General features: G+C 72.3%; 10 protein-coding genes. 3 read left to right on the top strand and 7 right to left on the bottom strand.

Annotation, left to right across the window (positions count from 1 at the left end; translation table 11 throughout):
• From BJ981_RS15620 to BJ981_RS15595, 6 genes are all read right to left on the bottom strand, one after another.
• On the bottom strand, nucleotides 1–2,604 hold the full coding sequence (locus tag BJ981_RS15620) for a hypothetical protein (protein WP_204070487.1): 2,604 nt from the start codon (nucleotides 2,602–2,604) through the stop codon (nucleotides 1–3).
• Nucleotides 2,601–5,084: an ATP-binding protein gene (locus BJ981_RS15615; protein WP_184612054.1), complete on the bottom strand. Its 2,484-nt coding sequence runs from the start codon at nucleotides 5,082–5,084 to the stop codon at nucleotides 2,601–2,603. Before BJ981_RS15615 ends, BJ981_RS15620 begins: the two co-directional genes overlap by 4 nt.
• A 63-nt stretch (nucleotides 5,085–5,147) precedes the next feature.
• On the bottom strand, nucleotides 5,148–8,174 hold the full coding sequence (locus tag BJ981_RS15610; RefSeq protein ID WP_184612052.1) for a TcpE family conjugal transfer membrane protein: 3,027 nt from the start codon (nucleotides 8,172–8,174) through the stop codon (nucleotides 5,148–5,150).
• Between the two features lie 38 nt (nucleotides 8,175–8,212).
• Nucleotides 8,213–8,470, bottom strand: a complete 258-nt coding sequence (locus BJ981_RS15605) for a hypothetical protein (protein ID WP_239123101.1) — start codon at nucleotides 8,468–8,470, stop codon at nucleotides 8,213–8,215.
• A gap of 141 nt (nucleotides 8,471–8,611) precedes the next feature.
• On the bottom strand, nucleotides 8,612–9,421 hold the full coding sequence (locus BJ981_RS15600; RefSeq protein ID WP_311745481.1) for a conjugal transfer protein: 810 nt from the start codon (nucleotides 9,419–9,421) through the stop codon (nucleotides 8,612–8,614).
• A gap of 874 nt (nucleotides 9,422–10,295) precedes the next feature.
• A complete protein-coding gene (locus tag BJ981_RS15595) occupies nucleotides 10,296–12,533 on the bottom strand; it encodes a transglycosylase domain-containing protein (RefSeq protein WP_184612046.1) in 2,238 nt (745 codons plus the stop codon).
• 336 nt (nucleotides 12,534–12,869) lie between these two features.
• Between BJ981_RS15595 and BJ981_RS15590 the strand changes: the two genes are divergently transcribed.
• A complete protein-coding gene (locus BJ981_RS15590; RefSeq protein ID WP_184612044.1) occupies nucleotides 12,870–13,244 on the top strand; it encodes a DUF1622 domain-containing protein in 375 nt (124 codons plus the stop codon).
• A 12-nt stretch (nucleotides 13,245–13,256) separates the two neighbouring features.
• On the opposite strand, the gene BJ981_RS15585 is transcribed toward BJ981_RS15590, so the two are convergent.
• Nucleotides 13,257–13,928, bottom strand: a complete 672-nt coding sequence (locus BJ981_RS15585) for a TetR/AcrR family transcriptional regulator (RefSeq protein ID WP_204070488.1) — start codon at nucleotides 13,926–13,928, stop codon at nucleotides 13,257–13,259.
• Nucleotides 13,929–14,100: 172 nt separating this feature from the next.
• Between BJ981_RS15585 and BJ981_RS15580 the strand changes: the two genes are divergently transcribed.
• Nucleotides 14,101–15,072, top strand: a complete 972-nt coding sequence (locus BJ981_RS15580) for an NAD(P)-dependent alcohol dehydrogenase (protein WP_204070499.1) — start codon at nucleotides 14,101–14,103, stop codon at nucleotides 15,070–15,072.
• A gap of 121 nt (nucleotides 15,073–15,193) precedes the next feature.
• A complete protein-coding gene (locus BJ981_RS15575; RefSeq protein WP_184612038.1) occupies nucleotides 15,194–15,631 on the top strand; it encodes a Fur family transcriptional regulator in 438 nt (145 codons plus the stop codon).
• The last annotated feature ends 17 nt before the right edge of the window (nucleotides 15,632–15,648 follow it).

Below are 15,648 nucleotides of genomic sequence, written 5' to 3'. Positions count from 1 at the left end.
TCAGTCCTTGTCGCCGTCTGCGGGGAGCAGCCAGAAGGGCGCGTCCTCGGAGCGTCCGCCGTCCTGGCGCGGGGGCAGCCACAGCGGGGGCGCCTCGTCAGAGCCCGAACGCCCGCCGAACCACCCGGCCCCGCGGTCGCGGGAGCCGCCGCCGTTGCCGTTCGAGCCGCCGAAGATGCCGCTGCCGGACCGCGAGGACCCTCCGGAGGACCCGCGCGACGACCCGCCGCCCGAACTCCGCGAGGAGCCGCCGGAACCGCGGGAGGAGCCGCCCGAGCCCCGCGAGGAGGACCCGCCACCGCCGCCACCGCCGAGCAGGCCGCGGGGACCGCCGGCCGTCGAGCGCGGGGCCCGCGGCGCCGAACCGCCCGAGGCGCCACCCGACGACCCGCCCGACGACCCGCCCGAGGAGCCACCGGAGGAGCCCGACGAGGGCCGGGGGCCGCGGCCGGGGCCGCCGCCGAACCAGCCGCCCGTTCCCGAGCCGCCCGTCCCTGAGCCGCCCGTGCCCGTCCGCGCGCCCGTGCGGGGAGCCGCCCCGCCCCCGGGACGCCCGGCCGGGCCCGTGGCGCCGTTGGGACGCCCGTTGAGGTTGAGCGGCGGGGCCGCGCCGGGCCGCGGGACGGCGGCGCCGCGCCCGGTCGCCTTGCGGCGCACGCCCGCCTGGCCGTCGGGGTCGAGCGGAGTCGGCTGCGCGCCCGCGGACACCCGGGTGCCGGTCTGCTGCGCGGCGCCCGGGGTGACGTCCTCGCCCCGCACGCGGCCCTGCGCCACCGCCCCGGCCGCCGCGGCCGCCGCCGAGGCGCCCGTGGCCATCGCGGCCGCGTTGATGACCGGTTCGGCCTTGCGCAGGCCCCAGCGGCCCATGCGGGCCGCCGCCACCGGGGGCAGCACGTTCGCGGCCCGCTGCAACGTGGGCGCCGAGGCGGCCTCGCCGAGCATGCGCGTGGTGAGCGTGTGCCCGTCCATGGAGGCGAAGAGGTGCTGGAAGGGACGCCGGTAGAAGAACACCGCGATCGTCAGCAACGCGATGAACATGATCTGCATGCCCCACGGCAGCTCGGTCGCGATGATCAGCGAATAGCCGTACACGAGCACGCCTAGGACGAGGGCCAGCACGGCCTGCCGGAGCAGGGTGCCGACGAGCATCTCGACCCAGCGCATCGCGATGATCCGCCCTGAGCCGGGATGGACGCCGATCAGCAGGAACACCGGGCCGAGGATCAGCAGCAACAGGAAGCCGATCTTGAGCGCGATGAGCGAGACCGCCACCAGGAAGATCAGCACGCCGGCGACCAGGGCGGCCAGCAGCGCGCCGATCGCGATGCCCAGCCTGCTCGTCCAGTCCTTGCCCTGGAAGAGGAAGAACATGGGCGTGCTCTTCAAGGGCTTGGCGATCTCCTCCTCGTAGCGCGCCTGGTGGGCGGTGGAGGTGGACTTCTCCCCGGAGTTCTGCTCCTGCAGGTCGGTGGCCTGGATGTCGAGCAGCTTCGGCCCCATGGTCGCCACGACCGGCGCCTTGACGTCGGCGGTGCCGAACTCGCCCATCAGCCACGGCTTGCAGACCAGCGTGGACCACAACGCGTCGGCGTTCTGCGCGACGCCGGGCGTGCCGCTCTGGCCGTACCCGCCGGGCGTGGCCTTGGCGCCGGTCTGCCCCTTGACCGGCAGGCACGACGCGCCGCCCGCCCCGGGCAGCCCGCTGAACGCCGAGTTGACCACCTCGGCCGTCTTGTCGGTGACGACCTTGCCGAGCCCGGTGAAGTCGCCGGGACGGCTGAAGAACCACACGGCCGCCACGACGGCGAGGATCATCCAGATGACGCCCTCGGCCGTGGTGCTGGCCCGCTTCCTGATGAGCCCGTACCACGCCAGCCAGACCGCGGCCAGCAGGATGATCACCCGCAGGTACGGCCAGTACATGGCGTTGGCCAGGTTGGTGATGATGTCGTCGACGACGTCCTTGATGGACTGGAGCGGTCCCTCGGTGGCCGCCGCCTCGTACGTCGTGATCGTCATCCGGTCGATGGCCTTGGCCCACAGGAACACCGTGTTGGCCCACGCGTTGCCGAGCACGGCGGCCACGTCGGTGCAGCCGAGCTCGTAGGTGTGCCAGAACTGGCCGGCCATGCCGTACCGCTCGTAGTTCGTCGTCGGGTTCACGACGCCCTGCGAGGTGGTGCCGGACACCGCGCCCGGAGGCAGCGGCTTCGGGGCCGTGGTCGGCGTCACGGAGGGGGTCTCCGCGGGGGGCGGCTTCACGAGGCCGTCCACGCTGCCGCCGACCATCTCCGGCGCCAGGTCCGGGGACAGGTCGCACGGCCCCGCCGCGCCCGCGACGTTCGGCGAGAAGGCGATCGGGACGACCACCACGCCGAGCAGCAGCGCGAACACCACCAGGACCCTGCGCCGCAGCCTGGACCCGCGCGTGCGCGTGGCACGCTTCGGCGTCTTCACCGGTTCCGCCAGCCCGGACGTCGCCCGCACCGGCGTGGCGGCCCGCACCACCCCTTCGCACACCGCCCGGAACACCCGGGCGATTCCACCGGCCCCACGGGGCCACCGCCGTCCCTCGCCTCGCCCGCCCGGCTCATGAAGTCTCATGACCGCACCTCCTGCGCAGCCGCCGACCTACTCGCTCGCCCACGAGGATCATGCATGCTCTCGTCGGGTTTGTCGTGGGTCGGATTGGTATCCAGCCAACGCAGCAACTCCTCCGAGATGAGATCGACGCCGATGCGCCCCGCACGTCCGTCGAGGTCGCGGAAGATGCACTCGCCGTTCCCGAGCGACCGCAGCGCGCCCTTGTGCTCCTCGGACGGCTCGACGCCGAGCAGCGCCATGACGCTGTCGACCTCGACCCGCTCGGTCGAGCGGAAGGCGAACACCGAGGACAGACAGTTGGTCACCTGCTCGTTGAGCAGGTCACCCGCGTTCTGCGAGACCAGCACGAGCGCGGTGTTGCGCGACCGGCCCATGCGGGACACCTCCGGCACGAGCTTGGCGCCCTCGGGCGTCGAGGTGATCGCCCACGCCTCGTCCAGGAAGATCGCCTTCGGGGCGCGGCGGTCCAGCCCGTTCATCAGACGCCGCGCGAACTGCGACACCAGGTACAGCAGGGCCACCGACAGCCGCTGCTCGTAGGAGTAGTCGTCGCGGGTGGTCGCGACGTCGGGCAGCGTCAGACCGCCGAGGGTGAACACGGTGGTCCAGCCCTCGCTGTCGATCTGGTCCCCGCCGGAGGGGTCGAAGCACAGCCGGGCCAGGTGCATCTCGGCCATCGACCGCAGCACCGCGCCCAGGTTCTTCGACGCCGGGTCCTCGGACTGCTCCAGATGGTCGACGACCTTCCCCAGCGACGGGTCGTCCCCGTTGGACACCGTCGAGACGGCCTGGATCATCGCCGACTCGCGTTCCTCCGACATGCGGGGCAGCAGCAGCCGCAGCGTCTCGGTGGCCATCGTCTTCTTCGCGGCGATGTCGTCGCCGAAGGAGAACGGGTCCAGCAGGCCGGGGGCGGCCGAGCCCAGCGGGATGATCCGCGCCTTCCGCCCTCGCCTCTGCAACAGTTGCACCAGCGACTCGGCGTCGCCCTTGGGGTCGATCACCGCGACCGTCACCCCGCGCAGCGCCATCTGGTAGATCAGCAGCAGCGCGAGCGTCGTCTTGCCGCCGCCCGGCTCGCCGGTGATCGCGATCGCGGTCGGCCGGTTGCGCGTCGCGGCGACCAGAGGGTCGAAGTGGACGATCGACCGGGCGCGGCCCAGCGTCTCCCCGATGTACGGCCCGGCCCAGCCCGCGCCGCTCTCGTCGATGCGGTCGCCGAGGTCCACGGTGGCCGTCGCCATGCCGCCCGCGATCGTGCGCAGCGGCTGGCGCTGGGCGTAGGCGTTCACCCGCACCTTCTCGCCGGGCAGGGCCTCGCAGAACAGCGAGAACTGGTCGCCGGTCGAGTTGACGATGTCGATGCCCATGTCGCGGTAGTGCTCCACCACCGCCTCGACCCGCTGCACGCACATCTCCTCGGTCGGCGCGGCCACGACCAGCCGGTGCCAGCCGTACACGAACGGCAGGCGCTCCTTGGTGATGCCGTGCTCCAGCATGCGGGCCGCGTCGATCTGCTCGGCCAGCGCGATCGGCGCCTCCGCCCCCGCCTCGCGGATGTGGATGTCCATGTCCCGCGCGTGGGCCAGCTTGCGCGCGACGTCCTTGCTCGCCTTGACCGGCGGGATGAGACGCATCCGCGAGCTGACCTCGACCGGGAACGGTAACTGGTCGACGAAGTGCAGCCACGGCTCGCCGTCCGGGAACGGCATCAGGTCGGGGAACCGGGCGAACGACAGGTGCGCCACGTAGGAGTCGCCGGTCGGCTGCTCGATGCGCAGGAACGACCTGCCGTTGTGGATCTGCCCCTCGACCAGCGACTCGACCTCGCCCTTGCCCCACCGCCGGGACGGGGTGGCCGACGACGGCGGGTCGCCGAGCGAGCCGGAGGCGGCGTGCCGGAACAGCCAGGCCAGCTCGCCGGAGGTGGCGTGCCGGGCGTACAGGGCGCTGGAGCCGAGCGCGCGGCCGAGGCGCTCGGCCTGGTCGGTCCACTTGGTGATCTCGCCGGCCGGGACCTGGTCGTCCTCCAGGCCGAGCGACGACTCACCGCGCTGGTAGAGGCCGAAGAGCTGGGCCAGCACGCCGGTGCCGAGCTGGGCGCCGCGCGGGCCGAGGCGGACCCCGAGATAGACCTCCTTGGTCCAGAAGTCCTTCGCCCAGACGTGGCGGTACATGTCCTCCAGGTACTCGCGCCAGCCGTCCCCCTCGTCGGAGGTCGCGTTCAGCGCCATCGCCCACTCGGCCGCCGGGTATGCCCGGTGCGCGACCCGCAGGTGGACCTCCGCGTCCGGCATGCGGATCGCGGCCAGCGCGATGGTGATGTTGGTGGCGAGGGCCTCGCGCTCCTCCGGGGTGACGAACTCGTAGCTCACCGTCGGAAGCCGGAAGTACGCCCATGCGGAGGAGTCCGTGAGAAGGATCCGATCGTCGAAGTAGCGCACGGCCAGCCTGCTCCTCGACCGCGACGACCTGCCCATCAGGCCGCCCGCTCCCCGGCTCCCGGCGTGGTCACTGAGCCACCTCTTCGGCTCGCTGCGTGGTCACTGAGCCACTTCCTCCTCGCTCGGGCGGCTCGCCGCCGCCAGCCCGCTTGCCACAACTCCCGCGAGGGCGACGTACGCCCTGCGCGCTCCCGCCCGCAGCCGTTCCGGCTGCGCGGGGCCGGGCCGCCCGGGGGCGAGCTCGTCCTCCCAGGGGATGCGCACGATCGCGCGGCACCGGCCGCGGGCCACCGCCTCCGCCTGCTCGACGCCCGCCATGCTGCGGCGGCTGACCCCGTTGATCACCATGATCGAACGCCGCCTCAGCTCGGCCGTGGTCTGCCCGTCGAGCCAGTCGAAGGTCATCGCCACCGCGTCCGGGGCGTCCTCGCTGGCCGGGGCCACCAGGATGAGCTGGTCGGCGTACGCCAGCATGCGCGCGGCCACCGCCGCGGCGGGGTCCACCAGGATCAGCCGGTAGTGCCGGTCGAGCACGCGCATGGCGCGGGCGATGCGCTCGTCGGAGAACAGGCGGCGGTCGGCGAGCCTGCGCGCGGCGCCCGCGTCCGCGTCCGCGCCGACGACCTCCAGGCCGGAGTCGCAGCGGGTGGTGTAGGCGCGCATGCTCAGATAGCCGCTCACGCCGTCCAGCCCCGCCATCAGGGAGGTCAGCGTCTCGGGGGAGTCGCCCGCGATACGGCCGGTGAGGGTGTTCTCGCCGGTGTTGGCGTCCACGGCGAGCACGCGGTCCTCGCGGTAGCGGGCGAGGATGTGGCCGAGCATCAGCGTGGTCGTGGTCTGTCCCGCCCCGCCGGTGCAGCCGAGCACGACGACGCGGCGGCTGCCGGTGAGCACGGTCCTGGCGCGGGCCTCGTCCGCCTCGATGCCGTCGTTACGGCTCGGGGCCCCGCCGCCCACGACGACCTGGGCCAGGCGGCGCCAGCCGCCCGTCTGGTCACGTCCGACGACGGACTCGACGCGCCGCACGCGAGGCTCGCCGCCCGCGCGGGGGCCGGGCACGGGCACGGACGGCACCGCCGGGTCCACCCCGGCGCCCGCCGCCGGAACCGCGCGGATCGACAGCGGCGGCGCCTCGCGCTCCGGAGAGACGGAGCGGGCGAACACCTCGCGGCCTCGCTCGCGCGGCGTCGCGGCGCGCGGCGGCTGCCCCTTACGGTGCTGCTCGCGTCCCTCCACCGCCAGCCCGCCACTCCGGCGCGGCGCCCGCTCCTCCGCGGGAACGTCTCCCAGGGTCTCGGCGGACCCGCCGCCGAGGGTCTCGGCGCCGGACCGGCCCGCGCCGTCCCCGGCACGCGCCTCGTCCGCCCGAGACGACACCTCTGCCACCGGCTCCAACGCCCGCACGACCGGCTCCCGCGCCGGCTCGGGCACCTGGGAGGGCGTGACGGCCGGCTCAGGCGCGCGAGGAGGAGTGGCGGCCGGCTCCGACGCGCGGGCGTGCGTGACGGTCCGCTCGGGCACGGGGGTGGGCGTGGATGCCGGCTCCGGAGCCTCTGCGGGGACAGGGGGGACCGGGCCGAGCCGCGGGAGCGGCAGGGCGCGGTCGGGGGACGGCGTCGGAAGCGCGCGGCCGGGCTCGGGCCACTCGTGGGAGGCCAGGCGCTCGGACTCGCTGGGGACCGCGCGCGGGCCCGGCGTCTCCCGGCTCTCCGCGGAGGCCGCGAGCCTGCGCAGCCGGCGGAGCGCCTCCGTCCCGATCGGCGCGGGGGCGCCCGCCTCGCGCACCGGCCCCGCCTCCGGCGTGGTCTCGGAGGTCGACGGCTCGACGACCGGCCCGGATTCCGCCGATCGCGCCGTCTCGGACGCCGTGACCTGTGGTGCGGCGGGAAGGGCCGTCTCGGTGGGCTTCGTGGGCGACGGGGACGATTCCGTCACCGGCGGTTCCTCAGCCGGCGGCCGGGCCCCGGCGGCGGACGTCGACGTGACGGGGTGGGCGGGGGGTTCGGCGGTGTGCGCCGGGGATTCGGTGGCGGGCTCGGGGAGGGCGGGCAGGGAGGCCACCGGACGGTCCCCGCGAAGGAGATCGGGGAGCCGCTCCGGCGCGGGCCCTTCCACCGGCCGTCCCGGCACACGCTCCGGCGGGGACACGGGGCCGGGCGACGAAGGCAGGTTCGGGATCAGGGCGCCAGGCGGCAGAGCCGTCCCGCCCAGAGTGACCCGGGCCCCCTCCCCGGCACGCGACCGGCTTCCCTGCGACGGACGTCCTTGGGCCCCCTCCGGCCCGCGCCTGCGCGCCCCTTCGGGCACACGCTCGCGGGCACCTTCGAACGCGCGCTCCCGAACGGCCTCGGGCCTACGCTCCCGAGCCTTTTCGGGCACGCGCTCGCGGGCGCCCTCGGACACGCGCTCGCGAGTGCCTTCGAAGGCGTGCTCGTGGGCGGCCTCGGAGGCGTGTTCCCTGACGGGCTCGGGGGTGCGGGTGCCGGGGACGAGGGCGGGGGGTTCGGAGACCGGGAGCGTGGTCACCGCGGCGGCGGCCGCGGCCACGACCGGGCGGACCTCACCGGGCGCCGCGGACGCGCCCCGCTTCAGGGCGGGGGCCTGACGGGCGGCGGAACTCCACGCCTCCAGGGGCCGGCGCCGGGGAGCGGTGTGCTTGGGCTTGGCGCGCGTGCCGCGCCGGGACTTGGCGGCCCCCGACGCGGCCGTGGCGGCGGACGGCTTGACGCTGACCGGGGCGGCGCGGCGCACCGTGTCCGGGGCCGCGCGCCACACCTTGGCCGTGAACGCGATCTCGTCGGGCTCCTCGGCCGGCGCCAGGCGGCACCAGGTCTTCGGCTCGCCGATATAGCGGATCTGCGACTGGAGCAGCTCGTTGAGCCGCTTGCTCTCGATCACCGGACGGGTGGACAGCCAGGTGACGATGCCCGGAGGCACGATGAAGAGAACGTGCCAGGGCGACTCGAAGGGGACCCCGACGAGCGCCAGGAGGACCGACCACGGGACCAGCACTCCCAGGAACACACCGACCCAGACGATCGGAAGCGGCATCGGCAGCCGAAGGTCGTACAGCTTGTAGAGCCGCTTCTCAATTCGCCAGATATTGGTATAGGTAGGCAGGTCCATCCGATCCTCCTCTCCCAGTCACAGCCACGCGATCACGCTCACTTGATGCCGAGCGCCCCCGCGATGGCCTTGGCCGTCACCTCGATGACGTTGGGCACGTAGAAGATCACACCGATGGCCACGGCCAGAATGATGAACTGGACGAATCTGGTGATCTCTCTCGTGAAGAGGAAGAAAATCGCCACGACCGACACCACGACCAGGAACAGCGGGGCGAAGAACTTCCGCAGGAAGTCCGCGAGGCCCGCGGTGTTCACCCCGGCGGGCGGCGGCGTGGCCGGCGCCGTGGGCGCCAGGGCCTCGACCGCGTTCTCAACGATGGCCTTAAGAATCAACTTCCGTCCTCCTGCTTGTGGTCGCGCCGACGGGCCGCTCCAGGGTCCCGCGTCGTCGCGTTACCTTCTCGGCTCCCTCGCTCGTCATGGCGGCTCCCGGCCTCATCCGGCAGACCGGGTCGCGCCGCGGATGTCCTTGATGTACCAGTTGTCGCCCTGCTTCTCGACCGTGAGACGGTAAGCCTGCTCCAGGCCCGCCGACTGCGCGGCGGGATCGGTCGGCGCCGGTGACGGCGTGGCCGTCGCGGGAAGGCCCCACACGACGACGGCGGTGACCTCGCGCCTGGTCCCGCCGGGCGGGGCGCTGACGCTCTTCAGCTCCTGAAGGGTGAGCTTGTTGCCGAAGCCCTCCAGCGTGACGCCCGTGACGACGTACCGCTGCAGTTGCGTGGCGTCTCCCTGCGCGTACGCCTTGAAGAAGCTCTCGAGCTGCGGGCGCAGCTCGGCCTCCGCCGTCTCGTCGTGCTCGGGCTCGGCGATGGCGGGCAGCCCCGCCGGGCCGCCGGCCGGCAGCAGGGCCGGCTGACCGGAAACCACGAATTTCCCATCCGTGGTATAAACCGGGACGGAAAGCTTCCAGCGCTGCGCTCCCGATTGCGCGAATACCGTTACGACGGCATTTTGCGCGTCCTGCACCTCGATGTCCGATAGCTGGAAAGTTCCGGCGGAGAACCTGCCGAAACCATTCCATCCCAATTGACGGTCCGCGCCCTCGGGAAGGAACGGCTTCAGCCGATCGGCCCGCTCGTCCGGCTTCGCGCCGTCGAAGTTCAGGTACGCCGCCGCGAACTGCGCGGCGAACGCCGAGGCCGTCGCCTCGGGGAAGCCGGAACCCGTCGGGGTCGCCGTCGTGCCCGTGGGCGTGTCACTCTCGGTGAGCCGCTCGATCGGCGCCCGCACGCCGTTGACCACGATGACGACGATCAGGGCCCACAAGACGACCCTGCCCGTCCAGACCAGCCAACGCCCGCCCCCACCGGACCAACCGCCGCGGCGAACCGCGCCCCTGCGCGCCGGCACGCGCTCAGGGTCGGGGTCGTACGGCGAGGGAGGGTACGTCGAATGCTCGGGTTCGCCAGCGGTCCGCGGACCGTGCTGGACGTTTGACCTGCGAGCCATCACGCCTCCGCTCGCGCCGATCCCCCCGGCTGGCGCGCTGTCGTCTTACTATCGATCCTGTTATCCATGGTGAAGTATTCACTTTAGCCGTCTCACCAATTGTTCCAGGAAAGCCACGCCCATGCTGCAGGCATCGCCGTAGCAGACCAAGTCGGTCTTCCTCCGCTTTCCGGCAGGTGACCGCCTGTTCGCCCAGCACACAGGGGCTGCCGTCCGTTCCGCGAGCCAACTTCCGACCTCCGCGACAAAGTTCGCATTAGGGACAAAGCTCGCACCAGACGCAAAAACGCCATAAAAGCGGCGTACTACAGGGGCGGGGAACGAAGGGGGAAGGATCGGTCGCGAGACTGCGACACGTCCGCACGCACAGACCTCCCTTCCAGCGGGCCGCCCGCGCGCGACGACGCCCAGGCGGCCATACCAACGGCCGCCGACCCTCGCAGGGGCGCACAACCGACCCAAATAGAGGAGAGTACGCGCCCAGCCCGTCGGATCTGGATTACCTGACGGCCACGCCTTACTACCCGTCCACTTCCCTTGGTCGGGATGTCCGGATCACCACCGTCGTCCCACCTGGGACGCCTCACCGGGTGTCACCGAAGTGACACGTGTGCCGAATGTGCCCGGGCGCCCTGGGAGAAGGGCGCCCGGGGCGCCGGAACGGCCCTCAGCCGTCCTCGCCGCGAGGGTTCTCCTGGACGCCGCGGCCCGGCCCGTTCTTCCTGTCGGGCTTGTCGCGCTTACCGGGCTTGTCACGCTTATCCGGTTTGCCGTCGTTCCTGGTGTTCCTGGGGTCCGGGCCGTTCTGCTCGCCACGGCCGTCATCACGGCCCCTCGGGTGCTCCTCGCCCCGCTCCTCGTCCGCGGGGGGCTCCGGACGGCAGCTCTGGCCGCAGCCGCCGAACCGGCTGGAGTCGATCGGCGTGAACGACGTCGGCTCGACGTTCTTGAGCGCGGCGAGCATCGTCTGCTTCCAGATGGGGCCGGGGATGCTCGCGCCGAACACCGACCCGTAGTAGCGCCCGCCGATCGTGACGCCGATCAGCTTGTGCCGCTGGGAGCCCCGGGGGTCCCCGATGCTGACCGCGGCCGCGAGGTCGGGGGTGAACCCGGCGAACCACGCGCTCGCGTAGTCGTCCGTCGTGCCGGTCTTGCCCGCCGCGTCCCGGCCGATGCCGCCCACGGCCCGCATCGTGCCCTTGGTGAACACGCCGGACAGCACCTCGGCCGCGGCGTCGGCGACCTCGGGCTCCATCACCTGGCGGCACTTGGGGTCGTAGGCGGTCGTCTCGCCGTTCCTGTCGGTGATCTGGGTGATGGCCGTGGGCGCGCAGTACCGGCCGCGCGCGGCGATCGTGGCGTAGGCGTTGGCCACGGTCACCGGGTCCATCTCGTTGATGCCGAGCGTGAACGTCTCGTACTCCTGCAGCTTGTTGCCGTCGGAGCGGTGGATGCCCAGCGACTCGGCGGTCTTGACCACGTCGCAGAGCCCGACGCGCTGCTCCAGCTCCATGAAGAACGTGTTGACCGACTGCCAGGTGCCGGTCTGGAGGGTCTTCCAGCCCGGCGAGCCCTCGTCGTTGGTGACGGTGTGGGCGGGATCGCCGACGTTCTGGCCCTTGCAGTTCTTGAACGCCGAGTAGCCGGAGGCGCGGAACCCGGCGCCCGCGCTGATGCCGTCGTCGATCTTGTAGCCCTGCTTCAGCGCGGTGAGCAGCGTGAACGTCTTGAAGGTGGAACCGGCCTGGAAGCCGACGCCGCCGCCGTGCGCCGCGTCCGCGACGACGTTGTAGGAGATCTCGTTACGGGCCTTGCTGCGACCGTACTCGCGGCTGGCGGCCATGGCCTTGATCTCCCCGGTGCCCGGCCGGACCAGGGCCTCGGCCGCGACGGGGTTGTCCGAGGGACGGACCCAGTTCTTGATCGCCTTCTCGGCCGCGGCCTGCATGGCGGGGTCGATCGTCGTCTTGATCGTGAGGCCGCCGCGGTTGAGGAGGGTCACCCGATCCTTGGTGGTCGCGCCGAAGTCGGGGTTGCTCAGGATCTCGTTACGAACGTAGATGCAGAAGTACGGATATTTGCTGCTCTCGCAGCCGCCGGGGAGCTTCGTCCCCTTGTAGCCGAGCTTGGTGGCCTTCGCCTCCGCCGCCTCGGCCTGCGTGATCTTGCCCAGCTCCGCCATGCGGGCCAGCACGACGTTCCTGCGGTCCAGCAGGCGCTGGCGCTGCTTCTTGCCGAGGTTGGGGTCGGTGGCGTTCGGGTCCTGCACGGCGCCGGCGAGCGTGGCCGCCTGCGCCAGCGTCAGTTCCTTCGCGCTGACGCCGAAGAACCGCTTGGCCGCGGCCTCCACCCCGTACGCGCCCGCCCCGAAATAGGCGATGTTCAGGTACTTGGTAAGGATCTCGTCCTTGGTGTACTTCTGCTCGACGCCCATCGCGTACCGCAGCTCCTTGAGCTTGCGGGCGTAGCTGGCCTCCAGCGCCTGGTTCTTCTCCTTGTCGGTGGTGGCCGCGTTCAGCAGGACCTGCTTGACGTACTGCTGCGTGATGCTCGACCCGCCCTGGCTCACCCCGCCGGACTTCAGGTTCGTGGCGAGCGCGCGGGCCGTGCCCTCGATGTCGATCGCGCCGTGCTCGTAGAACCGGTAGTCCTCGATCGAGATGATCGCCGTCCGCATGACCGGCGCGATGTCGTCGAGGTTCACGACCTCGCGGTACTGCTCGTAGAACCGGGCCATCTCGTGGCCCTTGGCGTCCTGCACGACCGTGACCTCGGCCGGCGGCGGCTCGGAGAGCTCCTCGGGCGTGAGGTTCACCTCGTCCACCGCCGAGACCAGCCCGAACCCCGCACCTCCCACCGCGGGCAACGCGACCCCCGCGACGAGCACGCCGCCCGCCACCCCCATGGCCAGAAGCCGACCGATCTTCGATGCGGCCCCCTGCCGCTCACCACCCCGCACTGCGCCCTTCCTTGCCACTCGCCCGCCAGAAAAAGAGAGCAAAGCAGAACATATCCACCGATGTCTAATACTCATATAAGGACGAGATCGATATCGGTTCCCACATGATCCCAGGTCCGGCGAGGCTTCGCGCCCGGATCCGAACCTCCGGAGGGCTCCCCCGGACACGCGAACGGCTTGCCCTCGCCGTGAACCGGACCCTGGCAGAATTCGGATCAGGCCGACGAAAACGATCGGCGCCGCCGCACCCGCGGACCGGACGGCGGAGCACCGGGGGCGCGCATGGACTTCGCGGCAGTGGTCGAGAACACGGGGAAGGCCATCGACCTCGCCGGTGTGGCGGTGATCGTCATCGGCGCGCTGGCCGCGACGGTGACGTACGTCTCGCGGATACTGCGCCGCTCCCCCGCGCCCGACCTCTACCGCGAGTACCGCCTGCGCCTCGGCAAGGCGATCCTCCTCGGCCTGGAGTTCCTCGTCGCCGGGGACATCATCCGCACCGTCGCCGTCTCGCCCACCTTCCAGAGCGTGGGCGTCCTCGCCGTCATCGTGGCCGTCAGGACCTTCCTCAGCTTCTCCCTCGGCGTCGAACTGGAAGGACGCCTGCCGTGGCAGCGCGCACGGCCGGACCACCGCCCCGCCGGCCCTCCCGTATAGCCCGGGAACGGCTCACGCGTCGGGACGGAACAACCGGCGCAGTTCCAAGGACGGGGCCGGTGGCAGGGGGCCGGTGCGCTCGGCGGGGCCGGCGCCGAACGCCTGGAGGAAGTAGGCCACGAATCGGCGGCAGGCGGCCTCCGCGGCCTCCGGCGACCCGGCGGTGACGCCGTTGTTGGCCATGAGCAGCAGGGTGAGATCGTCCATGACGAAGTCGGCGCGCAACCGGCCGGCGTCCTTGGCCCGCCGCACCAGCTCGGCCAGCCCCTGCTCGGCGCGGGCGCGTTCCCCATCGACGGGCACCGCGTCCGGGAACGCGGTGAGGAACGCCGCCGTGAAGCCCCGGTCGGCGGCCTGCATGACGCACACCCGCTCGATCACCGTGCGGAAGCCGCGCCAGGGGTCCGGGTCGGCGAGCGCGTCGTCCACGACGGAGACGCACGTGGCGAACTGCTCGGCGAACGCCTCGGTGACCAGGGCCTCCTTGGTGGGGAAACGGCGGTAGAGGGTGGCGACCCCGACGCCGGCCCGCCGGGCGATCTCGGCCATCGGCACGTCGAGGCCGTGCGCGGCGAAGGTGTCGCGGGCCGCGGCGAGGATGCGCTCGCGGTTGTGGCGGGCGTCCGCGCGCAGGCCCCCGGCGGTCCCCTTGGCGTGCGGGATCCGAGACGGCGGGGCGGTCATGCCTCTCACTTTAGCGTAAGTGGACGGGGCCATCCGGTTAGCGTGTTAGCGTGACGGAAAGTGGATGGGGTCGTCCACTTACGGCGGCCCCGTCTCCCCGGCCGCTCCCCGGCACGGGCACACCGACGCCGGCGCCGGCCGGCGGAAACGGATGAGGCTCACCATGACCGACATGCGCGCGGCGCTCTTCGACAGGTACGGCCCCCCTGAGGTGCTCTACGAAGGCAGGGCGCCGAAGCCGGAACCCGGCCCCGGCCAAGCGCTGGTACGCGTGCACGCCGTCAGCGTCAACGGCGGCGAGTCCCTGGGCCGCGCGGGCAGGCTGCGGCTGATCACCGGCCTCATGGACCGCGGCTTCCCCAAGCGGGTCGGGCTCGACTTCACCGGGGAGGTCGCCGCCCTGGGTCCCGCCCGCCCGGCGCGCGGCCCCGTGCCGGACGTCAAACCCGGCGACCGGGTGTGGGGAGTCCTGCCGAGGACGTTCGGCAGCGCCGCCGAGTTCGTGGCCGTCTCCCTGGACCGGCTGGCCCACACGCCGGCCGGGCTCGACCTCGTCCGCGCCGCGGCCCTCCCCGTGGGCACGACGGTGATCACCGCGCTGCGCGACAAGGCCCGGCTGCGCGCGGGCGAGCGGCTTCTGGTCCGCGGCGGCAGCGGCGGCGTCGGCAGCCTCGCCGTCCAGCTCGGCCGCGCCTACGGCGCCCGGGTCGTCGCGCTCGCCGGGGCCCGCAACCTCGATCTCGTGCGCGACCTCGGCGCCGACGAGGTGTACGACTACGCCACCACCGGACCGTCCGACCTCGGCCGGTTCGACGTCGTGCTCGACACGGCCGGCACACGGCTGCGCGAGTTCCGGCGCCTGCTCGCGCCGGGAGGACGCATGGTCACGATCGCCTTCGACCCCGACCGCATCGCCACCTCGATCGCGTACATCGTCGCCTCCGCCGTGCACGGTTCGCGCCGGGTCCGGTTCTTCAGCGGCGACCCGCGTCACGCCTTGCTGGCCGACCTGACCCGCCTCGTCGAGTCCGGCGCGCTCCGCCCGGTCGTCGACACGATCCGCCCCCTGTCCGAGATCGCCGCGGCGCACCGCGCCCTGGAATCCGGCGGCACCCGCGGCAAGCACATCATCCAGGTGATCTGACGCGCCGACGTCCCTCGCCCTCGAAGCGGGCCGCACCAGGGGGGACGCGACCTGACGCGGTGTGAACTTGAATCATTCGTTCTCTTGGATAGCTCGTGTTTAGCGCGATAGGTTTGGCGCCATGAGCGCACCCAAGAATCCGACCACGGCCGACGAGCTGCGCGGAGCGGGCCTGCGAGTCACCGCCGCCCGCGTCGCGCTGCTCGAAACCGTGCGGGAGGGCGACCACCTCGGCGTCGAGGCGCTCGCCTCAGGGGTGCGCGCACGCGTCGGCCACATCTCGCTCCAAGCCGTGTACGAGGCCCTCCAGGCGCTCGCCACGGCCGGGCTCGTCCGCCGCATCGAACCGCCCGGCAGCCCCGCCCTCTTCGAGGGACGGGTCGGGGACAACCACCACCACATCGTCTGCCGGTCGTGCGGCGTCATCGCCGACGTCGACTGCGCGGTCGGCCATGCCCCCTGTCTGACCGCCTCGGACGACCACGGCTTCTCGATCGACGAGGCCGAGGTCATCTACTGGGGGCTGTGCCCCGCCTGTTCCACCACCTCCAGTTCCTGAGCACGCAATTTTGTCCG

Source organism: Sphaerisporangium krabiense (assembly GCF_014200435.1).
Lineage (GTDB): Bacteria > Actinomycetota > Actinomycetes > Streptosporangiales > Streptosporangiaceae > Sphaerisporangium > Sphaerisporangium krabiense.
The sequence above is the reverse complement of the archived record's forward strand: the minus strand, read 5'-3'. Positions and strand labels throughout refer to the sequence as shown.